28 protein-coding genes and 1 tRNA gene are annotated in these 19,379 nt (G+C 61.3%); 18 read left to right on the top strand and 11 right to left on the bottom strand.

Translation table 11 applies throughout. The annotated features are described in order from the left end of the window. Positions 1–91: 91 nt before the first annotated feature. The 3 genes from JD971_RS04920 to JD971_RS04910 form a co-directional block, all read right to left on the bottom strand. Positions 92–313, bottom strand: a complete 222-nt coding sequence (locus JD971_RS04920) for a hypothetical protein (protein WP_202086371.1) — start codon at positions 311–313, stop codon at positions 92–94. A 137-nt stretch (positions 314–450) separates the two neighbouring features. After that, positions 451–735, bottom strand: coding sequence for a hypothetical protein (locus JD971_RS04915; protein WP_202086369.1), 285 nt, complete (start codon positions 733–735; stop codon positions 451–453). Between the two features lie 198 nt (positions 736–933). Next, positions 934–1,857: a phage capsid protein gene (locus JD971_RS04910; RefSeq protein ID WP_202086368.1), complete on the bottom strand. Its 924-nt coding sequence runs from the start codon at positions 1,855–1,857 to the stop codon at positions 934–936. A 266-nt stretch (positions 1,858–2,123) separates the two neighbouring features. Here JD971_RS04910 and JD971_RS04905 point away from each other — a divergent pair, with 266 nt between their 5' ends. Further along, positions 2,124–3,269, top strand: coding sequence for a hypothetical protein (locus JD971_RS04905; protein WP_202086366.1), 1,146 nt, complete (start codon positions 2,124–2,126; stop codon positions 3,267–3,269). A gap of 131 nt (positions 3,270–3,400) precedes the next feature. Here the strand turns inward: JD971_RS04905 and JD971_RS04900 are convergent, their stop codons facing one another. The 4 genes from JD971_RS04900 to JD971_RS04885 form a co-directional block, all read right to left on the bottom strand. Next, positions 3,401–3,622 carry a hypothetical protein gene (locus JD971_RS04900; RefSeq protein ID WP_202086363.1) on the bottom strand — a complete coding sequence of 74 codons (222 nt, stop codon included), beginning with the start codon at positions 3,620–3,622 and terminating at the stop codon, positions 3,401–3,403. Positions 3,623–3,665: 43 nt separating this feature from the next. Continuing rightward, on the bottom strand, positions 3,666–3,920 hold the full coding sequence (locus tag JD971_RS04895) for a hypothetical protein (protein ID WP_202086361.1): 255 nt from the start codon (positions 3,918–3,920) through the stop codon (positions 3,666–3,668). 3 nt (positions 3,921–3,923) lie between these two features. Then, positions 3,924–4,454 (bottom strand): hypothetical protein, encoded by a 531-nt coding sequence (locus tag JD971_RS04890; RefSeq protein ID WP_202086359.1) that lies wholly within the window; start codon positions 4,452–4,454, stop codon positions 3,924–3,926. 537 nt (positions 4,455–4,991) lie between these two features. Next, the gene (locus tag JD971_RS04885; RefSeq protein ID WP_202086357.1) at positions 4,992–5,492 is read right to left on the bottom strand and encodes a hypothetical protein; all 501 of its coding nucleotides are present in this window, start codon (positions 5,490–5,492) and stop codon (positions 4,992–4,994) included. A gap of 556 nt (positions 5,493–6,048) precedes the next feature. Between JD971_RS04885 and JD971_RS04880 the strand changes: the two genes are divergently transcribed. From JD971_RS04880 to JD971_RS04870, 3 genes are all read left to right on the top strand, one after another. Then, positions 6,049–6,273, top strand: coding sequence for a hypothetical protein (locus JD971_RS04880; protein WP_202086355.1), 225 nt, complete (start codon positions 6,049–6,051; stop codon positions 6,271–6,273). 343 nt (positions 6,274–6,616) lie between these two features. Continuing rightward, positions 6,617–6,916, top strand: a complete 300-nt coding sequence (locus tag JD971_RS04875; protein ID WP_202086352.1) for a hypothetical protein — start codon at positions 6,617–6,619, stop codon at positions 6,914–6,916. Then, the gene (locus tag JD971_RS04870; protein WP_202086349.1) at positions 6,909–7,421 is read left to right on the top strand and encodes a DUF2335 domain-containing protein; all 513 of its coding nucleotides are present in this window, start codon (positions 6,909–6,911) and stop codon (positions 7,419–7,421) included. Before JD971_RS04875 ends, JD971_RS04870 begins: the two co-directional genes overlap by 8 nt. A gap of 17 nt (positions 7,422–7,438) precedes the next feature. Here the strand turns inward: JD971_RS04870 and JD971_RS04865 are convergent, their stop codons facing one another. The 4 genes from JD971_RS04865 to JD971_RS04850 are packed head-to-tail and all read right to left on the bottom strand — an operon-like array spanning position 7,439 to position 11,080. Then, positions 7,439–9,328 carry a hypothetical protein gene (locus JD971_RS04865; RefSeq protein ID WP_202086347.1) on the bottom strand — a complete coding sequence of 630 codons (1,890 nt, stop codon included), beginning with the start codon at positions 9,326–9,328 and terminating at the stop codon, positions 7,439–7,441. Next, complete coding sequence (locus tag JD971_RS04860; protein ID WP_202086344.1) at positions 9,328–9,708, bottom strand: hypothetical protein; 381 nt, start codon at positions 9,706–9,708, stop codon at positions 9,328–9,330. The genes JD971_RS04865 and JD971_RS04860 overlap by 1 nt, the downstream gene beginning before the upstream one ends. Next, on the bottom strand, positions 9,705–10,862 hold the full coding sequence (locus tag JD971_RS04855; RefSeq protein ID WP_202086341.1) for a toprim domain-containing protein: 1,158 nt from the start codon (positions 10,860–10,862) through the stop codon (positions 9,705–9,707). The genes JD971_RS04860 and JD971_RS04855 overlap by 4 nt, the downstream gene beginning before the upstream one ends. Next, positions 10,859–11,080 (bottom strand): helix-turn-helix transcriptional regulator, encoded by a 222-nt coding sequence (locus tag JD971_RS04850; protein ID WP_202086339.1) that lies wholly within the window; start codon positions 11,078–11,080, stop codon positions 10,859–10,861. Before JD971_RS04850 ends, JD971_RS04855 begins: the two co-directional genes overlap by 4 nt. Positions 11,081–11,189: 109 nt before the next feature. On the opposite strand from JD971_RS04850, the gene JD971_RS04845 reads away from it, so the two are divergent. The 14 genes from JD971_RS04845 to pheT all read left to right on the top strand — a co-directional run bounded on the left by JD971_RS04845 (position 11,190) and on the right by pheT (position 19,378). Next, on the top strand, positions 11,190–11,615 hold the full coding sequence (locus JD971_RS04845; protein WP_202086336.1) for a helix-turn-helix domain-containing protein: 426 nt from the start codon (positions 11,190–11,192) through the stop codon (positions 11,613–11,615). Between the two features lie 163 nt (positions 11,616–11,778). Next, positions 11,779–12,204, top strand: a complete 426-nt coding sequence (locus JD971_RS04840; RefSeq protein WP_202086333.1) for a hypothetical protein — start codon at positions 11,779–11,781, stop codon at positions 12,202–12,204. Positions 12,205–12,310: 106 nt separating this feature from the next. Then, entirely contained in the window at positions 12,311–12,484 is a 174-nt protein-coding gene (locus JD971_RS04835; RefSeq protein WP_202086331.1) for a hypothetical protein, read from the top strand. A gap of 12 nt (positions 12,485–12,496) precedes the next feature. After that, positions 12,497–12,817 (top strand): hypothetical protein, encoded by a 321-nt coding sequence (locus JD971_RS04830; protein ID WP_202086329.1) that lies wholly within the window; start codon positions 12,497–12,499, stop codon positions 12,815–12,817. Then, entirely contained in the window at positions 12,807–13,079 is a 273-nt protein-coding gene (locus JD971_RS04825) for a hypothetical protein (RefSeq protein ID WP_202086327.1), read from the top strand. Before JD971_RS04830 ends, JD971_RS04825 begins: the two co-directional genes overlap by 11 nt. After that, complete coding sequence (locus tag JD971_RS04820; RefSeq protein WP_202086325.1) at positions 13,061–13,267, top strand: hypothetical protein; 207 nt, start codon at positions 13,061–13,063, stop codon at positions 13,265–13,267. Before JD971_RS04825 ends, JD971_RS04820 begins: the two co-directional genes overlap by 19 nt. Next, on the top strand, positions 13,260–13,487 hold the full coding sequence (locus JD971_RS04815) for a DUF2312 domain-containing protein (protein ID WP_202086323.1): 228 nt from the start codon (positions 13,260–13,262) through the stop codon (positions 13,485–13,487). Before JD971_RS04820 ends, JD971_RS04815 begins: the two co-directional genes overlap by 8 nt. After that, positions 13,487–13,696 carry a hypothetical protein gene (locus JD971_RS04810; RefSeq protein WP_202086321.1) on the top strand — a complete coding sequence of 70 codons (210 nt, stop codon included), beginning with the start codon at positions 13,487–13,489 and terminating at the stop codon, positions 13,694–13,696. Before JD971_RS04815 ends, JD971_RS04810 begins: the two co-directional genes overlap by 1 nt. A gap of 56 nt (positions 13,697–13,752) precedes the next feature. Next, entirely contained in the window at positions 13,753–13,995 is a 243-nt protein-coding gene (locus JD971_RS04805; RefSeq protein ID WP_202086319.1) for a hypothetical protein, read from the top strand. Between the two features lie 118 nt (positions 13,996–14,113). After that, positions 14,114–14,350, top strand: a complete 237-nt coding sequence (locus JD971_RS04800) for a hypothetical protein (RefSeq protein ID WP_202086317.1) — start codon at positions 14,114–14,116, stop codon at positions 14,348–14,350. Then, a complete protein-coding gene (xerC, locus tag JD971_RS04795) occupies positions 14,340–15,518 on the top strand; it encodes a tyrosine recombinase XerC (RefSeq protein WP_202086315.1) in 1,179 nt (392 codons plus the stop codon). Before JD971_RS04800 ends, xerC begins: the two co-directional genes overlap by 11 nt. A gap of 158 nt (positions 15,519–15,676) precedes the next feature. Then, positions 15,677–15,750: transfer RNA gene (locus JD971_RS04790), tRNA-Gln, on the top strand. 131 nt (positions 15,751–15,881) lie between these two features. Continuing rightward, entirely contained in the window at positions 15,882–16,982 is a 1,101-nt protein-coding gene (gene pheS, locus JD971_RS04785; protein WP_202086314.1) for a phenylalanine--tRNA ligase subunit alpha, read from the top strand. Continuing rightward, the gene (gene pheT, locus JD971_RS04780; protein WP_202086312.1) at positions 16,979–19,378 is read left to right on the top strand and encodes a phenylalanine--tRNA ligase subunit beta; all 2,400 of its coding nucleotides are present in this window, start codon (positions 16,979–16,981) and stop codon (positions 19,376–19,378) included. The genes pheS and pheT overlap by 4 nt, the downstream gene beginning before the upstream one ends. The last annotated feature ends 1 nt before the right edge of the window (position 19,379 follow it).

Here is a 19,379-nt window from a genome sequence, read left to right as displayed (position 1 = left end):
ATCGAGAAACCGCGTGCGCTCGTCTCGCGGGATCGCCGCCAGTTCCGGCCCGCTTAGCGGCCTTGCTTCGCCTTCACGCGCAGCAGCAGGGTCAATATCCCGGCGCGGGAATCTCCGCTGCCCGGTTGAGCCGCGCCCGGCGGATTGCGAAGTTCCACGGATGGCTGGCAATCGCGTCGTCGACGGTGCTGCTCCACATGGCCCGCGCATCCTCGGCGAGCTGGCCGGGGTCGCCAATATCGATCAGCTTGCGGGTGCTGCCGATCCGCGTCAGCGCATCGTTGACGATGCTGGTTTGCGTGCGCGTGGACATGGCGGCATCCGTTCAAAAAAGTGGCGCGCCGGCCTGTCTTTCCCGATCCCTTCGTTAAGACTGGTCCGTTACCCGGAACCGGCGCGCCACAGGTGGAGGCGGCGGGCGGGGAGAGGATAGCCCGCCGCCGTAAGGGGTTACCGGTGGCTTGCGCGCAGCGTGGTGCGCACCGCGCCCGCGCCCGCGATCGCGGCGGAGGGAAACAGGAAAACGTCCTCGGCGCGCGCATTCGCATCCAGCTTGCGGGCGAGCGGGGGATAAACGATCTTCGCCCCGTTGGCGGCGGGACCGGCGATCGCCGCCCCATATTTCGCCGGCTCGCTCTCGGTCCCTATCGTAAAGTTCACCGCCGAAAGATCGGCGCTCGCCTCGATCAGCGTTTCCTTCACGACGCAGCCGGGACCAAGTCGCGCAATCTTCATCGCCTCTGCCGTCCCGCCATCGGTGGCCAGGTCGAAATGGTTGGAATAATCGCGCTAGGCCGCATTGTGCGACGTGCCGGGCGCCCGGTGCAATGCGTCATTGCCCGACGCCGATGCGAAAGCGATACCGTATTTCATGGGTTCTTCCCTTCATGGGTGAATGGATGACGGGGCCGGGATCACCGGCCCCGTGCGGGATCAGGCCGCTTCCTGCTCGTCCACTTCGAGCAGGAAGCACTTGTCCTCGTTGGTGCGGACCACCGCGCTGCGCGCTTCGCCGTAAAGCTGGATGTTCAGCTTTTTGTCGGGACGCGGGCCGATATGCCCCCAGAACTCGGTCCACACACCGCGATGCAGGCCCGAAGGCACGAACGCGGGCAGGCTGCGGATCGTACTACCTTCCGGCTTGGTCAGGTGGCGGGCTTCGCCATATCCGCGCTTGCTGTCGGGGTTGAAGCCGACAAACCGGAACCCAAGCCATGGCTTGACTTCTCCGCGCACCAGCGGGTGCCCATCCTGAAAATCAGAATTGTTGTATTCCTCGATATTGAACAGGTTGGTTTCCTGTCGGGGCGTGATGAGAAGGATCGGCATTTCCTCCTCGAAATCGATATCGGAGAGCAGCATCTGTTCGCGCAGCGCGAGCAGCTTCGCCTTGGTAAGGCCGGTTCCGCCCGGATCGACGATGTTCGCCGACTTGAACGGCACGGCGATATCGCCCTGCTCACCTTCCCAGCCCATCCCGAAATAGCCTTCCAGCCATTTGCGATCGTGATAGCGGCGCGCAGCCGTCGCGATGTTCGCAGCGACGGGACTGTTGAGCGGCACCCGCGTGACCTTCTGATCGTTCTTGTCGATCATTTCGGCGACGTCGGCGGCAGGGCCCACCTTGATGTGGCGCGTGGTGCTCGGCGTATCGGTCAGGTTCGTGTCGCCCAGGCGTTCGCCCGAATCTTCCATATCCACTTCGCCGAAGCGGTTCTCGATCCGCGCCGACGCGGAGCCCGCATAATTCTCGGTCGAACCGACCAACGGGGAAAGCAGGCCGGGCTTCGCCGCCAGCTCGAAGCTGACGGCATCGTTATATTCGGTATTGCGATGCTGTTCTGCGGAATGGTCCATCTTTCCCTCTAAGGTCAAAAATCAAACGGTATCAGTGCTTGGTTTTTGACCGGGAGGCGGCTGTTGCCGGGCCGATCTGGCGGGTAACGCATCCGCGTGGGCGTGGCTTCTTTCGCCAAAAGCATCCGGGGCCGCAAAAGCGGGGAGGCCGGCAAATCTCAATTATCCATCATGAATAATATGTCAATGCCTTTTTCCTGTCCGTCTATCTTTATATTTGCCAAACCGAGCAAGTTATTGTTCAGGTTTGAACGGAGTGCATTGAAGTGAATTCAGTATCGCAAGGCGAGTTGGAGCTTGCATTGAGCAGAGGCATTTTTTCCGATCTTTTCGCTTATCGCCCACGGTTTGCCGAAGGTGAAAAGCGTGACCGCACACCCCTTGAAGATTGGATGACCGAATGCCTTGCGAGTTGCTTAAGGGCATTGCTGGCTATTGATGAAGAGCGAGGCCTCGCTGCGCTCTCGTATTTGGCAAATAGGCCGCTCGGAGAAATAAGCGAGATAGCTCGTGTTGGTGCTCGGATCACCGTCGAAACTCAGGTCTCAATTACGGGGCAGAGACCTGACCTAGTTGTTTTCCTCGGAAAACGGCCGTGGATCGTGGTCGAAAGCAAGATCGAACATAGCGCGACGATCGAACAACTTGCCGGCTATGCCCAATGGGTCCGAGATGAAACGCGAATTGCGAGCTTCCGTCCGACGCTAGTTTTCCTAACGGATGTTACTTCATGCCCGAAGGAATTCGACCCTGGCAATCTCAATTTTCGCGGCGTTAACCTCGCAACGCGAAAGTGGAGCGGTGTAGGCCGTGCGTTTTTGGATGCCGCCGGGACGCTAGAGGAACATACACTGGCGAAAGCACTATGCACGTCGTTCTTTCACCAATTGGAGGACCATAATATGTCGAACGAATTCCCTTCGTCTAAATCATTGGCAGCAGCGCAGTTGTTCATGATTTTTGGAATAGAGATCGACCATCTGGTCAATAGTCTTCTTGATGATGTTACTGATATTGGAGATTTTTCTCATCAGAAAACCTCAGACGCGAAGCCGGAGGTGCATACCGGCCTATATTACGCATGTCGCTGGGCAAAAAACATTGCATCCGATGTTGGCGGAACAATTTATGCCGGTCTTTGGTTTCCGGAAACCGGCTCTTACCGGCTGCTGGTCGAAGAAAGCATGCAAATATCTGTGTCCGTCACACCAAAAATCTTCGTTTCGATAGAAAATAACCAGCTACTGGCGGCAACCGAGGGTTGCCCGGATGGGTGGCATCGCGATGATGAAGAATTTCTCACCTTTACAAATTACGAGGAGATTTCCGAAGATTCATTAGAACGGGCGAGCTTGGCAAAGGCGTGGGTAAGAGAGCGCATTCGCGACTTAAAAAGCCATCTCGTCGCGTAAAAGTCAGCGATAGAAAAATTGCTGCTTTCACAGTGCTCGTATCGTTCAAGGTATTCAGCTATCGAACCGGGCATCGCTGCAGAGGTCCCAGGCCCATTTTATATGGGACCTATATACGTGCGTGACCCACGCTAGGGTCTTTCAGTGATCTTTACGTAATCTGCAAGACGGACGCCCTTTCGTAATTCTGTCCCGTAGGTTTCACTGATTCCCGCTCGTGCGGCGAGCGCTTTCAAATCCATCCCCTTCAGCCGTTCGGCATGTTCAATGCCAAAGAGGTGGATGGTAACAACGGTGTCGCCCTTCTTGGCGGACCGGCACGCATTGCGCAGTTCATCTGCGATTTCCGACATAGACCCCTCCATGAGAAAGCCCGGCGCGATGGCCGAGCGATCTTCAGTTTGATTGCTCCCTGTTGCGCCGTTCCTTCTTAAGAAAGATTTCGAGATAATCCGCCAGATCGCCAAGGCCATCGGCGCTTATCCCCTCAGGAAAGATCAAGGTGACGTCACCCTCGTCGAGAGGGAACATCGCCTTACGCATCCCAATGCCGGTCTGATCGTCGTGTTCCTCTTTAGGAAGCGGAAGCTTTGGCGGAATAGGCCGTTGGCCAAAAGCCTGCTCCGTCGCGACTCGCGGCGGAAACTCCACCTCCTACCGATCCTTCACAATTACGCTGTCGATTTCGAGTCCTGTCTCGCTACCATCGACAAAGACCCACTTTCCATAATCCGAGAGAGCGCGAACCCTCATCGGCTCAGGATTGGCTATCGTTCCGCTACTATCGTAGTCAATTAGATCGCCAACGCGGGCTCCGCCGTAGGTGATGCCGTTATCACCTTTCGACATTGGCGATTCTGGGCCTTTGTCCGCGCCCACTCCATGACTTTCGCTTGCTCCCGCTTCCTTTAAAAACTGCAAGGTTTCAAGATATGCCTTTGCAGCGGGACCGATGGCAGTTTGATTAAATCCCTGTCGGTTCAAGAATGTTACGACGCCATCCTCGGGCGGAGTCATATCAGGGAAACGTTCTTGCAATTCCCGAAACAGATTTGGCTCTAGTGCCGCCCATCTGAGGGTTTCATTTTTCTCCTGCTGACTGGCAGGATGAAGGATTGCGCGCGCTTTGTCCGTAACACGCATCTCACCTTTTTCCGCGCGCTCAAAGGGGAAAAATACCCACATTTGCGATATCATTTGAGGATCAAATGCTAATACTGATACTCGCAAATTAGATTGCTATGGCAAACTCCGGGGACAGGAGGCTTCGGTGCGCCTGGCTCTTCACCGTCTTTCATGTAGAGATCGTAGCAGTAAGTATAGCACGTACCGTAATCGTTGCCATAAGCTTGGCAAGACGCCAGACATTCATGATAAGCTGCGGTATTATCTTGAGCAATAACCGGCGCTGGCGCAGAAAGCATAACAAAAGATGCAATGGCGAATGTCGCATTACGGAGCATACAGATTTCCTTATTAGTTTGATAACTAACACATGTGTATCTGGTAAGCAAAATTACGGTACACTTGGTGTCTGGCGTGTCAACCGAACGCTGCCATTTTCAGTCCTATTTTGGATTAGAGATAGGCCGCCGCAACCCGAAGTGATCAGCACAAACGGCAACGAAACAGCATATTTCAGCGAAAGTTCGCGCGCTTGGGAAGATTTCAGCCAGCCTGTCGTTTGCGTGCCCCCCCCGCTACCACCCGAGCGAGAATGCATTAAGAGCGCAAAATTCCTGCAGCAAGGCGGACCATCTTCTTCCGATCTTGAATATGCCGTCCGTTCGATAACTCCCATATTCTCTGCGCTTTTGCCCGCTTGGCTGCGCCCTTGGGCAAGCCGCGCATCCCATTCAGCTCGGCAACGTTCATTGAAAAGCTGGCGGGATAGACACGCCCGGGAAGGCCGCACCAACCAATTGTCTTGCCGCCTGCATCCCCTGAATTGCAGGGCGCACAAATATAGATCGGATCGAAACGTACCGCGTCAAGAAACACCTCCCCGTGGCGATTCCAGAGAGTGTCCCACCGCTCACCAGGGCGTAGGCTAACCGAAAGCCGTTTGAACGCGTCGCGTGCGAAATTCATCAAATGATCGTGATGCAGGCACCATCCTGGCGTATCCTCGAACACTTTCAGGCAGACGGGGCACGGAACACCGCCTTCGGGCTTCGTCGCAAGCTTTTTATGCAGATCGCGATGCGGGATGGGTTTGGCCATCGTCAGCAGATACGCAAAACTCGTTTCAAACCGGTAGCCAGTTCCCCTACCGACACGTGTGGTCCCCCTAATATCGTTTCCATCGCACCGCATGGCCGCTCTTCACCATCGCACAGCTTATATCGCCACCGTCCGACATGCACCGCATCGCCGGCCCCTCGACCATGACATGACCATAAGCGGACATGCCTGTCTGAATTCCAATGAGCTTCACCAAAGCATCCCGCGCCTCGATCCCGCCGACGTCGGGGCAGGGCTGGTTCACCCGGCGCGTCTGGTCGCGCTCCCGCGCCCAATATCCGATAACCGAATCCGCGACCCCTCTTAGCACCCCAGCGGTCTATCGCCGTCCCGCACACGAACAGGCGTGCAGGCAAATACCTCACTGGCGGGAATCACGAGGGCGGCAGCGAGAAACAGGGACATGATCTAACGTGCTGTAGCAGCGCGATCTTTATGGCAAGGGGCAACACAAACTATCGTACCCAAAACGGAACAAATAAAGAACTTTCCTACAGCGCAAAGGTCCGGTAACGCACTCGTGAAAGGATCGTGAATGCCGTCCGATGTTCCCATTATGCTCGACGCCAGCCTGCACGCCCTCGTATTGCTAACCCGCCAAATTGCCATCCTCGGCGCCCACCCATCCGCCGAACGTGACCGCGTCGTGGTCCTCTTGCGCGCTATCCTCGCCGATATGGAAAAGAACGAACGTTATGCGTTTTGCGACGGCATGGCGGTCTTGGAGCAGTCGGAAATGATTTCCGACTTGCTCACGTAATATCAGAATGGATGCTCTTGAACGGATGCGGCGCGACTCGATTCTCTCCTGAGTCAATTGTGAGGAGCGCTGCGAAAAATCGATATTTCAGATCGTCAATGCGCTACTCGATTCAAAATCTTGTCGAGCAAATTTGCTTGAAGAGCTGCATTTCTCTGCCCTTTCCATGCGACCCTAATTCGAAAAGCTCTTGTCCAGAGTCGCAAGAGTGTGCTCAAGAGCGTTTGAGGTGCAGCGTTGAGTTTACTCGGGCGCATTTGTGCACAGGTAAGAGCGTGATGAGAGGTGCGAGTAGTCTGGACCTAATCGTTCGTTAGCTCGTTATTCATCTCGGAGATGGCACATGAACGTTATGATCAAAAAGCACGGATTGACACCGAGCGAACTCGCCCATCGCGTTGCGCACGTCCAGCGTGTAGCCGGACGAAGTGGGCGCATAATTTCCTGTGAAACTTGGGGGAAGAGTAACTCCGATGCCCGAGTGATGGGCTTCTTCTCGGTTTTCGACAGCTTCATTGCACCTGAAAGTTTGGCGACTTGGGAGTTGGGTGAAGTTGAGTTTGAACGCGTTCGCTGTTTTCAAAAGGTAGGTAAATACATATCTGCTGCTATGGAACGTGTGACTGAGTTGGAAAGTGAATAACCCGAATCCTGGCCATCCGGGTGACGATGAGCAGAATAATCTTTCTGGCGATGTAGGGCTTTACACTCGGGACGACGAGGGAAACTATGTACCCGTAGTCCTCTCTCCTTCGGACGAGGGTGAGGGCGAGGGTGTTGAAGGTGAGATATATATATCCCAGCGTCAAATGCATGCTGGTCCGTTGCCATCGGTCGAACAATTTAGGGGATATGGAGAAGTTGTGCCGGATGCGCCTGAGCGCATCCTAAAAATGGCTGAAGATGAACAAGCCGCTTATCACAAATTTATGCAGGCACAACTTAATGGCCGCTCTCGTGCGGTATCTCAAGGCCAATGGATGGGCTTTGTAGCGATGATGGTGGCTTTGCTTGGAGCTATTTATCTCGCTATTACCGGACATACTGCTGTAGCAATAGGGCTGGCAAGTCCAGCGGTTATTACGCCTATCATGCGTTTCTATTTTCAGGGTAAACACGAAACACGGCAACCCAATCAGGATAAATAAGTTTCGCGCGAGCCCCATCACTCATCCCCACCCATCAACGCCGCCAAAGGCACCGCCAGCGCATTATCCGGCGCCGATCGCCCGGCGAACCGTATCTTGATCCCCTTCTTCGCCCCCGGAATCTTGCCCAGCGATTGCAGGTAACCATCGCCCGCCCATTCGGAGCCGCGGAATATCTCGGCCAGCGCCTTGTTGGTGGAATAGGCGACGGCCAGATACCCCTCCGCCCAGCCTGCATCGTCAAGCTTGGCATCCCCGCCGAATTTCCATCCGCCGCTTTTGTTCGGTTCGACCTCGATCACGCGCAGCCCGTGGCTTTTCAGCTTTTCGCGCGCATCGTGATCCGGCCCTTCCTGCACCGGAGACGTTTCGAACTGCCCGGGCACCACCTTGGTCTTCATCGCGCGGTCCAGCCACACGCCCACCGGCTCGCCCGGCTTGCCATGCGCACCGGGCAGCATGTGGGACATGAGATGCATCTGCACACGCTCCACGTCGGTCCGTGCCTCCGACTTGCCCCGCGTCATCATCGGCAATATCTTCGCCACCGCCGAATGGATGCGCTCCATCCCTTCCTCGTGCATTGCCCCGCTATCGGGCGCCGTATCGTAAAGGAGCAGGTCGGCACAGGCGAGCAGCGTGCCATAGGTGTCCTGCCACCGCCCTTCGTATCGCTGCGCCGCGATGGCCCGCTTATAGAGGTTCAGCGTGTGCAGATATCGCGGCCACTGGTCGATCATGCGCCGGTGCATCCGCCGCCCCATCACGCGCCAGGTCGCCTCTTCCAGTTCGAGCGGCGGCACTTCCAATGGCACCTCCCGCATTTCGAGGATGGCAATGCGGTTGCGATCCTCCCCGCGCATCGAGGCGTGCAGCACGCTGGACAGGATGAAACTCGACCGCACCACGAATTCGTGCCCCTTGTCGTCGGCGCCGCCGCGATGAATCTTGCCGCCGCTCGACCCCTTCTTCATCAGGTTGAGGATATTCTTCAGCTTCTCCGGGTTATCGTGCGCCTCGGCCTCGTCGATCAACACGGGCAGCGTATCGTTGTCCAGCGTCTGACGAAGCCGCCGCTCGCTCGAATCCTCTGTGTGAAGGCACCAATCCCCGTCGTGGATCGACCGGATCAGCGTTTGCAGGCTCGACTTGCCCGCCGCTGTCGGCCCGGCGAGCCAGATATGCGAACGCCACGGGAGTGCCCCGCAAATGAACATCTGCGCAATCCCGTCGAGTAGCAGCAGCGTCGACGCATCCGGGTCTACCCAATACCACTTGCCGAGCAGCGACAGCAGCTCGCGCCCATCCGCCGCCGCGCTGGCCTTGTCGGCGATCGGGGGCAGGGACGGGCGCGCGGGAAAATACAACGTGCCATGCCCCGGCACGTCGAGCGCACCCGCCCGCGCGGTAATCACGTCCTTGCGCCGCTTCCCCTTCTTGTCGGGGGCATTGGCAATGAGCAGCTTCGATCCCAGGTGGAGCACCATCTGGTCCTCGTCGCCCCGCGCCACATGCGCCCCGCGTCCGAACACCCGGCCCGCCGGATTGAAAATGCCCTTGGTCGCGCAATCTTCGACGAGTGCTGCGGAGGCTGTTTTCTGATTGAACCCGTCAACGTCGCCCGGTTCGCCATCCTTCCCCTTCTTGTATTGCGGGAAATGGCCGATCAGGTAGCCATCGCCGAACCACAGCGTCATGTCGTTCTTGCGGCACTCGGTCGCCACCGTCTGCAACTGGTTGAGCCGGTCGAGAAACTGTATCTTGGACCCCAGCACGCCCAATGGCGTCACCGGGCACGGCTGCGGCAATTGCGGCCCGTGCCCGTCGGCTTCGGGCGCGCCTTCCGCCGCCGTCATGTCCGGCGCCGCGATCGGCGCCGCATTCTTCATGTCGTCCAACCCCGCCATCAGCCGTGCGCGGCCATGAACTTGCGGGCTTTCTCGGTGGCGCTTGCGCTTGGCGACGTGCCATCCATCATCTCCACCACGAACCGTTTGGGCAGCCGGGCGCGGGTCGTGAATTGGAGCTTGCTCATGTCATGGGTCACGAGGAACCGCATGACCTCTTCGCGCAAATCGCTCGCTTCGGTCTGCGTCTCTAATGATCCACCGCCTTTCGCCGTGCGCCGGGAAACGGGGGACTTCTCCTGCGCGGGGCGGAATGCAGGCGCGGGTGCAGGTTCGAACGGCAATTGATGCGCGCATCCCTTCGCGCCGGGCACGCCACACCGGAAACACGGATCGCGCGATAGTGCCGGTTGAATGGCAATCGTGTCGAATGTCGTCATCGGTCCTGCTCCCCGTCCGGTTCGCCCTGGGCATCGGCATCCGCATCCGCGTCATCGCGGCGCAGCTGCTGCAACCAGTCGTTCCAATCCTTGATGCCTTCGGGCGTCCACCGGCACGCAACCTGCCGCCCGCTCCCGTCGCTCCGCGCGATGCGCTGCTGGTCGGCGATCGCCTTTTCCAACGATGCCGCCGCCATCGACCCATCGGGGTCGCGCTGGGCCAGAATGTTCATCGTGCCCGCCTGTGGGGGCAGGCGAAGCGCCGCGATATTGCCCAGCGTGCCGGCCGCAATCACCCGCGCGGCGGGGTCCGCCATGGCAAACGATAAACCGTCCTCGATGCCTTCGGCGACATCGACCGGCGTGCCTGGCCGAATATCCGCCAGCTTGCCGCGCTGCACCCCTTTCCAGAGCGGGATATGCGCCCCCCAATAGGTCCGCCCGACGATCTTCTTGACCGTCGCCACCCCGCGCAGCTTGACCCACCGCCCATCGGCTTCGCGTTGCAGGAACGTGCAATGCGTGCCCGCATGCTGCCCGGAAAGGTCGGTAAAGGCGGTGACCATCGCCGGCACCTCGCGCCGCAATTCGGGTTGCCACACGCCGCGATGAAACCGGATCGCACCGGGCAGCTTGCCAAGATGCGCGAAATCGATCCCGCGCCCTTGCAGGTAAAGCACCGGCGGCGAAGACGGGGTGAGGGGGCTCGCCGCCCACCACAGCCGCCGCGCGTTGATCCGTGTCTTTTCCTTGTCGCTGGCTTCGCGCAGCGCGGCCCGCTCGGCGGAAAGCTGCGCCCGCTTGCGCTGCCGCTCCAACGCGCGCGGGTCCATGCTTTCGAGGTTGAGGAATTTCTTGGCCTCGCGCACGGCGGCGGCAAGATCCCCGTCGGCAATCGTCGCCTGCAACAGCTTGAGCATGTCGCCCTGCGCGCCAGGCTCCCCGCGCGCCTTCGAATAATCGGCCCAGGTGCCTTGCCGCGATCCCTTCAACCGGATTTTGAGGCTCTGCCCCTTTTCCCCGTCGATCGACCCGATACAGAAGAACCCGCCCGCCTTGTGCCCCGCCGGAAACAGCGACCACGCCAGCGCTTCGGCCTGCGCATTCAGCATCTGCGCAATATCGCGCGCGGAAAGCTCGCCAGTGTCGGTCACGCCGCCCGCTCCGCCGACAGGAACCAGTCTTCGAGCGTGCAGATACCGAGTGTTTGCAGATGGTGGATATTCGCCGCGCTCGCGACTTGTCCGCCTTCTTCCCAGCGATATATCTGCAACCCCTTGCAGCCGAGCCTTTCGCCCAGCTGCTCCCGCGTCATCGGGGGGCGTTGCGCTTCACGCCATTGGCGCAGCTTCGATCCGGCCTTGTGTTTCATAGGGCTGCTGGCTTATCCTTAATGAATAATCAAGTGCAACCTGTTTTCTTGATTATTGTCCATGAAAGGATTTTCGATGCCTGCTGCCACCGTTCTACAATTCCCCACTATGGCACGAACGACCCGACTGTCCCGCGAAGATGAAATGCCCAACCGCGTGCGCGACCTGCGCAAGCAGCGGGAGATGACGCTGGTGGAGCTGGCCGAAAAGATCGGCATGGCCCACGGCCACCTGGCCAAGATTGAGCGCGGGCACCGTGACCTCAACCAACAATGGATGGAACGGATCGGCGCCGCGCTCGATGTGGAACCGGCGGATCTGCTGCATCCCCGCGATGGCGGGCTGACCGAGGAAGAGCGCGACCTGATCCGCACCTACCGTGCCGTGCCCGCCGCCCTGCGTGCCGGTTTCGATGCCCTGCGTGAAAGTGCGCGCCCCTACATGGGCACACCCGAAGTCGTGCCGCTCCACCCGGATGAAAGCGCGGAAGGTGAGGGCGACACCATCCCGAATGGCGCACGCAACGCCGGGTAAACTCTTGAAAATCCGGGCGACAAGCCGCCCCGCGCATGATCCATTGCGCGGGGTTTTTTCATGCCTGCTCAATTGATTATCCTCTAGGAATAAAAAATCCGTTTGCATGATTATTCATAAAGGATAACTTGGCCTCCATCGCAACCCTTGCATGGAGGTCAAATTGTCCGCTGATATCGTTCCGTTCCACTCGTCAAACACGGCGCAATACCGCGCCACCGGCGACGATCCCGCGCCCGCCGAACCGGCCCGCGCGTTCCGCTCCCGCCCGCGAAACTATCGCCTGTCCGACATGGCGCGGCTGCTGGGGATGGAGGACAACCACCCGCGCACCATCATCGAACGCCTGCGTCTTCTCGCCGAACAGATGGGACTGCCCCTCCCGCGCAATCCGCGCATCTATCGCGGCAAGATTCAGCGCGGCGCGATGGCGATCGGCGCGAAATCCCAATGGGACGCAGCCGCGGTCGAGCATTGGCTCGATCGTCCGACCTGCCCGCCGGGAGGCGCGGCGAAGGCGCCGCCCGCCCCTTCGAACCTGCGCGCGGTCATGGCCGACCGTGCGCAGAAACTCGCCGCCCGCGCGTGATCCGCGCGGCTGTCGGCCCGGCCTGGCCGCTGCTGCTGATCGTCGCGAGCTTGGCCCCTGGCCTCATCTGCGCCGACTGGCCCCGTTTGATGGAAGCCTTCCTGCCATGAACCCGAACGACGAACACCGCGCGCGCGAGCTGCCGGAATGGCTGCAACGCGAAATCGAGGTGCGCCAGTCACAGCGGCGCGGTGAAACCATCGCCCGAATTGCGGTGGGCACGATCACCGCCGCGCTCGTCGCCGCAGCTGTTTGGGCGCTGACGCCGCTGTTCGGCTGAAAGGAATCGGCCATGACCGCCCCTCACCAAACCTTCGCCGGCGTTCCCGTCCGCGCGGCGGAGGACGCCATGGCCGAACGCCATCGCCAGATCGTCGAATTCGGCCACACCCCCGAAACCGATCGCTCCGAATACCACCGCGACGGGCGAGGGCGCACGCACCTTGCCCGCACCGCACGCACTTACGCGCATGATGCGCTCGACCTGATGCAGCGTGGCCCGGCCCACCACGAACGCGCCCGTCAGAAAGCCGTCCGCGCCGCCGCCGCCTGCCTTGCCCTGATCGACCTGATCGATGCCCTCACTGAAGGAGAACACCCCGATGCCCGATAACCAGGAGGACACTCTCCGAACCCTGATTTCCAACCTCCGCAAAGGGCGCTGCGTGCTCAAGAGCGGCGAATATGACGGTGCCGACCTGATGCGGGCATACTCCGCGATGGGGCAGGCGGCTGACGCCATCGAAGCCTCGCTCGCACCGCAGGACGGCACGCCCCGTCACGAGAAACCGCCGCGCAGCGCATGCTCCACCTGCAAAGGCCAAGGCGAAGTGCCGACCGAGCTGGAAATGATCCCATGTCCGGTGTGCCGATGACGCTCTCCGTCAGCTGCTGCCATTGCGACCGCGACGACGTGCCCCTCGGCCCGTCCGCCATCTGCGACGCTTGCGACGATGAACTGTTCGGCAATGGCCCCCAGAACTCCGATGGCGAACCCGTCGACCAGGGCGACCCCGCGACCTTCCTCGAAACCTACGAAACCGGAGAATACCACCATGGCTGAAACCACCGATGACCGCCTGCGCCTGCTGATCGAACGGCTCGAAGAAGAAAAGAAGGGCATCACCGACGATATCAAGGAGGTTTACGGCGAGGCAAAAGCCGTGGGCTACGATGTGAAGATCATGCGCGAAGTCGTAAAGCTGCGCAAATTGAAGGCCGACGATCGGCGCGAAATGGACACGGTGCTCGAAACCTACAAAGCTGCGCTGGGTATCGAGTGATGGATGATACGCCGCCCATTCCGCCCGACGACATTGCCCGCCGGCGCGAGGCATTCGTCACCAAGCGCGCCGATTACATCACGATCGACGGATGGACCGGCATCAAGGCGCGCGACCAGGTAACGCGTGCCATCGATGCGGGCCTGCTCGAACACGACGCGGCGCGCAGCAAGCTTAACAGCGACAGCCAATATATCGCGCTGTCCTAACGCCCGACGAATGCCATGCTCGATCTTGTGGCCGCTGCACCGGCGCGGGAGGGGGCATGACCGATTTCATAACCCGCGCAACGATCCCGATGAAGGGCACCGCCCTGACGGTGCAATTGGCGGATCGCGCCGCCGCCGCCACGCGCACGCACCCGGTCAACGCGAAATGCCCCACCTGCCATCACGTCTGGGCGGTTTGCTTCCTCCCCATGCCGCTCGACCTTGCGGCCGAGCTGATGCAGCGCCACGCTATCTGCCCCAAAGGCTGCACGGCGCCGCCGCAAATCCACGACCCTTGACCACCCCGCGCCTTCGGGCGCAGCATTCCCTTTCCACGGCAACGGAGGCCGATTCAAATGCCCAAACCGTCCACCACCCCCCCCCGACGATCCTACGCGCAAACCGGCTGTCTCGGCCATGCGCGGCCACATCAACAGCCTCGGCGGCGTTGACGCCTTCGCCGCCATGCACGAGCTGTCCCCCCGCACCGCGCAGCGGCTCATGTCGGGTAAAAGCCTGCCGCCCTCGCTCTGCGCCGAAATCGCCGCGGGCATCCGCAAGGACCGCATCGCACCGCAAGAGGCGATGGACCGCGCCGACGCACTCGCCGCCTATGCCGAGGCAAACGGGAAGGAGGTGCCCGATGGCCAATAAGCGCCAGATCCCGTTCCTGCATTGGACAAAACTCACCGACGGCACCCGACGCGCCCATTGGAAGCCATCGCCTCGCCTGCGCGCCCTTGGTTGGAAGAATCAGGCGATCGGCACCGACGCTGACGAAACCGCCGCCATCACCCGCGCCATGGAGCTGAACCGGCAGGTTGCCGAATGGGAACATGGCGCCGTCGCCCCGATGATGAACCGCGCCGTGCCCCGCAAATGGACCTTCACCGACCTGGTGAACGCCTATCGTGCATCGACCGAATGGGACGGGCTGAAACCCGCCACCCGCCGCGAATATGACGTGCGCCTGCGCCAGCTGGAAATATGGGCCATGGATGGCGCGTTGCCCATCGGCCAGATCGACCGCACGATGGTCCGCGACCTGCGCGACGTTCACGTTCGCGCCGGTGAAAAGCACAAAGCAGCCGCCATCCTGCGCGTCCTGCGCCTGCTGATGAATTGGGCCATCGGACAGGAGGCTTTGCAAACCAATCCGACCGACAAGGTGAAGATCCCTACGGTCGCCTCGCGCGGCCTGCGCCTCGATGCGGAACAGCTCGCCGTCGCCGAAGCCATCGCGCTGGACGAGGACCAGCCTTCGGTCGCGCTCGCGCTGACGTTGGCACTATGGAGCTTGCAGCGGCAGGGCGACTTGCTCACGCTCACAAAGATGGCATGGCGCCCGCTCGAAAACGTCGCGCCCGCCGATGCCGCCGTGCTTGCCAATCCCCGCGGTGACGTGATGGGTTTCCGTCTGCAACAGCAGAAGACCGGCGCATGGGTGGATTGCCCAATCCCGCCGTTCCTGCACGATCAAATCGCCGATGCCTTCACGCGCAGCCAGTTCCTGTTGTCCGACGACACCGACCGCAGCCGCGCGACCCCGCAATATCTGTTGCAGCGCCGTGTGCGGGCCATCTTCGACAAAGCAGGGCTGGACCAATACCAGTTCCGCGACCTTCGCCGCAGCGGCATGTCGATGCTGCGCGACCTGGGCGTCGACGGCGCGGCGATCACCACGATCAGCGGCCATGCCATTCTTGGCCGGCGCTCGATCCTCGATACCTATATGCCGCCCGACACGCGCGCAGCCTGCGCCGCCATGGCCACCGCCTTGCGCACGCTCAAGCTGCGCGAATCGAAGAAGGATGCACGATGATTCGCACTGCTGACATTCATGTAAGTCGCACGTGCGACTTGAATGAAGTCGCACGGCGCTCTTTTGCAAAGTCCGAAAGCGCGGAAGATTTCCCCTTGACCCGCAGAACTCCGCTGATTAGAGGCACCGCTTCCATCGCGGCACGGCCCGATGAATGATGCCCCGTCGTCTAATGGCAAGACTACGGACTCTGACTCCGTCAATCGAGGTTCGAATCCTCGCGGGGCATCCAGTTTTCATTTCATTCACCATGACGCGCGGCTCGTTCCGGGGATTCGCGACGTGGCGGGCCATAGTTGCCCTTTGCTTCGGCCCTGCTAGACAGCGCGGAACGCATTCTTGCCGAAGACAATGAAAGATACGATGGCCGATATTGATCAGCTGCGCGCCGATGCAATGGCGCAGATTGCCGCGTCCCGGACCCTCGACACGCTCGACCGCGTGCGGGTTGCGTTTCTGGGCAAGCAGGGCAGCATCTCGCTTTTGATGAAGACGCTGGGCAGGATGACGCCCGAGGAGCGGCAGGTCGAAGGACCGAAGCTCAACGGCCTGCGCGCCGAGGTGACCGACGCGGTCGCGGCGCGCAAGGCCGCTTTGGAGCAGGCGGCGCTCGACGCGAAGCTTGCGGGCGAGACGGTCGATCTGTCGCTGCCAGCCGCCGATGCCCTTACCGGTTCGGTCCACCCGGTCAGCCAGGCGATGGACGAGCTGGCGGAAATCTTCGCGGATCTGGGCTTTGCCGTGGCCACGGGACCGGAGATCGAGGACGACTGGCACAATTTCACCGCGCTCAACATGCCGGACACCCATCCGGCCCGCGCGATGCACGACACGTTCTACTTCCCGGACACGGATGACGAGGGGCGCGCGATGCTGCTGCGCACCCATACCTCGCCGGTGCAGATCCGGTCCATGGTCGAAGGAGGCGCACCGGTGCGTATCATCGCGCCGGGCCGCACCTACCGGTCGGACAGCGATGCCACCCACACGCCGATGTTCCATCAGATCGAGGGGCTGGTCATCGACCGGCACATCCACATGGGCCATTTGAAATGGACGCTGGAAACCTTCCTCAAGGCGTTTTTCGAGCGGGACGATATCGTGCTCCGCCTGCGTCCGAGCTATTTTCCCTTTACCGAACCGTCGGCGGAGGTCGATGTCGGCTACAGCCATGAAAAGGGCCGCCGCGTCATCGGCGGGTCGGGCGACGAGCCGGGCCATGGCTGGATGGAAGTGCTGGGCAGCGGGATGGTCAATCGCCGGGTGATCGCGGCCTGCGGGCTGGACCCCGACGAATGGCAGGGCTTTGCATTCGGCTGCGGGATCGACCGGCTGGCCATGCTGAAATACGGGATGGATGATTTGCGCGCGTTTTTCGATGGCGATCTGCGCTGGCTGAAGCATTACGGATCCGCGGCGCTCGACGTGCCGACACTCTCCGGCGGCGTGGGAGTGGCGGCATGAAGTTCTCGCTGTCCTGGTTGAAGGATCATCTCGACACCGACGCGACCGTCGACGAGATCGCGGCGAAGCTGACCGCGATCGGGCTGGAGATCGAGGGCGTGGAAAACCCGGCCGAGGATCTGGCCGGCTTTCGCGTGGCGAAGGTGCTGACGGCGGAAAAACATCCCGACGCGGACAAGCTGCAGGTGCTTTGCGTCGACAGCGGCGATGGCCAGCCGCTCACCGTGGTCTGCGGCGCGCCCAATGCGCGGGCGGGGCTTGTCGGCGTGCTGGGCCTGCCCGGCGCGGTGGTGCCGTCGAACGGCATGGAAATGCGCAAGGCGGCGATCCGCGGCGTCGAATCGAACGGCATGATGTGTTCGGCGCGCGAACTCGACATGGGCCAGGATCACGACGGCATCATCGAATTGCCGTCCGATGCGCCCGTGGGCACGGACTATGCCGATTATGCCGGGCTCGACGATCCGGTGTTCGACGTGGCGATCACGCCCAACCGGCCCGATTGCATGGGCGTTTACGGCATCGCGCGCGATCTGGCCGCGGCGGGGCTGGGCACGTTGAAACCGGTCGATGCCGCGCCGGTTGCGGGCGACGGGCCGTGTCCGGTGGACATCCGGATCGAGGATCGCGACGGATGCCCCGCGTTCTACGGGCGGACGATTCGCGGCGTGGCCAATGGCGTCAGCCCGGACTGGATGCAGGCGCGGCTGAAATCCGCGGGCCAGCGGCCGATTTCGGCGCTGGTCGACATCACCAATTACGTGATGCTGACCTATGGGAGGCCCAGCCACGCCTATGATCTGACGAAGCTGTCGGGCGCGGTCACGGCGCGGCGGGCGAGGGATGGGGAAACCGTCACCGCGCTCAATGAAAAGGAATACACGCTCGACGATACGATGCTGGTCATCGCGGACGAGGCGGGCGTGCACGATATCGCGGGCATCATGGGGGGCGAGCATTCGTCCTGCACCGATGCGACGACGGACATATTGCTGGAGGTCGCCTATTTCGATCCGGTGCGCATCGCGCTGACCGGGCGGAAGCTGAACCTCACCAGCGATGCGCGCAGCCGGTTCGAGCGCGGTATCGACCCCGGTTTCGTGAATAACGGGCTGGAACTTCTGACCCGTCTGATCCTCGACATTTGTGGGGGAGAGGCGAGCGAGGTGTGCCATGTGGGGGCACCGCCCGCCGCGGAAAAGACGGTCGCTTTCGATCCGGCGTTGACGCGTTCGCTGGGCGGTATGGATGTCCCGCACGCGACGCAGCGGGACATTCTGGAGCGGCTGGGCTTTACCGTGACGCAGACGCAGGACCACTGGATCGTGGCGGTGCCGGGGTGGCGCCCGGATGTCGATGGCGCCCCCGATCTGGTCGAGGAGGTCATTCGCATTCACGGGCTGGACGCGATCCCGTCGGTCGCCCTCGACCGGGCCGAGGGCGTCGCGCAGCCGACCGTCACGGCGGAGCAGGCGCGCGAACGGCGCGTCCGGCGGGCCGCCGCCGCAAGGGGCCATCACGAGGCGGTGACCTGGTCTTTCCTGCCCATGCCGGTGGCCGAGGCTTTCGCGGATGGGCAGCCCTGGGTGCTCGCCAACCCGATCAGCGAGGACATGAAGGCGATGCGCCCCTCGCTCATCCCCGGACTGCTGATGGCGGCGCAGCGCAACATGGCGCGCGGCGCGGACAGCGTGCGCCTGTTCGAGATCGGCCGCCGCTATCTGCGCGGCAAGGGCGGGGCGAGTGACGAACGGCTGACGCTCGGCCTCGTCATGGCGGGAGAGAAATCGCCGCGCGGCTGGCAAGCGGGCAAGGCGCGAATGTTCGATGCCTTCGATGCGAAGGCGGAGGCGATGGCGCTGCTCGACGCGGCGGGCGCGCCGGTCGAAAACCTGCAGGTGATGGGCGAGGCGGGCGAGCAGTTCCATCCCGGGCAGTCGGCGACGCTGCGGCTCGGGCCGAAGAACGTGCTCGCCCGGTTCGGCACGCTGCACCCGCGGATCGCGAAGGGGTTCGACCTCAATGGCGCGGTCATGGCGGTGGAAATCTTCCTCGACGCGATTCCGGCGAAGAAGGGAGAGCGCAGCTTCACGCGTGCGTCCTACGCCCCGCCGGCGCTGCAATCGGTGATGCGCGATTTCGCATTTCTCGTGCCTGACGATGTCGCCGCCGGCGATCTGGTCAAGGCGGTGAAGGGCGCGGACAAGAAGCATGTCGTCGAGGCACGCATCTTCGACGAATTCCGCGGGGCCGGCGTCGCCGAGGGGCACAAGTCGATCGCGGTCGAGGTCGTGCTTCAGCCGCAACAGGCGAGTTTCACCGAAGACGATCTGAAAGCGATCAGCGATGCCATCGTTGCGGCGGCGGCAAAGCGCGGCGCGGTATTGAGAGGCTGAG

This window comes from Croceicoccus sp. YJ47, assembly GCF_016745095.1.
Classification (GTDB): Bacteria; Pseudomonadota; Alphaproteobacteria; order Sphingomonadales; family Sphingomonadaceae; genus Croceicoccus.
Note: the sequence above shows the minus strand (reverse complement) of the source record. Positions and strands in the feature narration are given on the sequence as shown.

Excerpts from the sequence above, each read along its gene's own strand:
- JD971_RS04920 (WP_202086371.1), bottom strand. The coding sequence starts at position 313 with ATGTCCACGCGCACGCAAACCAGCATCGTCAACGATGCGCTGACGCGG.
- JD971_RS04915 (WP_202086369.1), bottom strand. The coding sequence starts at position 735 with ATGAAGATTGCGCGACTTGGTCCCGGCTGCGTCGTGAAGGAAACGCTG.
- JD971_RS04910 (WP_202086368.1), bottom strand. The coding sequence starts at position 1,857 with ATGGACCATTCCGCAGAACAGCATCGCAATACCGAATATAACGATGCC.
- JD971_RS04900 (WP_202086363.1), bottom strand. The coding sequence starts at position 3,622 with ATGTCGGAAATCGCAGATGAACTGCGCAATGCGTGCCGGTCCGCCAAG.
- JD971_RS04890 (WP_202086359.1), bottom strand. The coding sequence starts at position 4,454 with ATGTGGGTATTTTTCCCCTTTGAGCGCGCGGAAAAAGGTGAGATGCGT.
- JD971_RS04885 (WP_202086357.1), bottom strand. The coding sequence starts at position 5,492 with ATGGCCAAACCCATCCCGCATCGCGATCTGCATAAAAAGCTTGCGACG.
- JD971_RS04880 (WP_202086355.1), top strand. The coding sequence starts at position 6,049 with ATGCCGTCCGATGTTCCCATTATGCTCGACGCCAGCCTGCACGCCCTC.
- JD971_RS04875 (WP_202086352.1), top strand. The coding sequence starts at position 6,617 with ATGAACGTTATGATCAAAAAGCACGGATTGACACCGAGCGAACTCGCC.
- JD971_RS04865 (WP_202086347.1), bottom strand. The coding sequence starts at position 9,328 with ATGGCGGGGTTGGACGACATGAAGAATGCGGCGCCGATCGCGGCGCCG.
- JD971_RS04860 (WP_202086344.1), bottom strand. The coding sequence starts at position 9,708 with ATGACGACATTCGACACGATTGCCATTCAACCGGCACTATCGCGCGAT.
- JD971_RS04850 (WP_202086339.1), bottom strand. The coding sequence starts at position 11,080 with ATGAAACACAAGGCCGGATCGAAGCTGCGCCAATGGCGTGAAGCGCAA.
- JD971_RS04845 (WP_202086336.1), top strand. The coding sequence starts at position 11,190 with ATGGCACGAACGACCCGACTGTCCCGCGAAGATGAAATGCCCAACCGC.
- JD971_RS04835 (WP_202086331.1), top strand. The coding sequence starts at position 12,311 with ATGAACCCGAACGACGAACACCGCGCGCGCGAGCTGCCGGAATGGCTG.
- JD971_RS04830 (WP_202086329.1), top strand. The coding sequence starts at position 12,497 with ATGACCGCCCCTCACCAAACCTTCGCCGGCGTTCCCGTCCGCGCGGCG.
- JD971_RS04825 (WP_202086327.1), top strand. The coding sequence starts at position 12,807 with ATGCCCGATAACCAGGAGGACACTCTCCGAACCCTGATTTCCAACCTC.
- JD971_RS04820 (WP_202086325.1), top strand. The coding sequence starts at position 13,061 with ATGTCCGGTGTGCCGATGACGCTCTCCGTCAGCTGCTGCCATTGCGAC.
- JD971_RS04815 (WP_202086323.1), top strand. The coding sequence starts at position 13,260 with ATGGCTGAAACCACCGATGACCGCCTGCGCCTGCTGATCGAACGGCTC.
- JD971_RS04810 (WP_202086321.1), top strand. The coding sequence starts at position 13,487 with ATGGATGATACGCCGCCCATTCCGCCCGACGACATTGCCCGCCGGCGC.
- JD971_RS04805 (WP_202086319.1), top strand. The coding sequence starts at position 13,753 with ATGACCGATTTCATAACCCGCGCAACGATCCCGATGAAGGGCACCGCC.
- JD971_RS04800 (WP_202086317.1), top strand. The coding sequence starts at position 14,114 with ATGCGCGGCCACATCAACAGCCTCGGCGGCGTTGACGCCTTCGCCGCC.
- xerC (WP_202086315.1), top strand. The coding sequence starts at position 14,340 with ATGGCCAATAAGCGCCAGATCCCGTTCCTGCATTGGACAAAACTCACC.
- pheS (WP_202086314.1), top strand. The coding sequence starts at position 15,882 with ATGGCCGATATTGATCAGCTGCGCGCCGATGCAATGGCGCAGATTGCC.
- pheT (WP_202086312.1), top strand. The coding sequence starts at position 16,979 with ATGAAGTTCTCGCTGTCCTGGTTGAAGGATCATCTCGACACCGACGCG.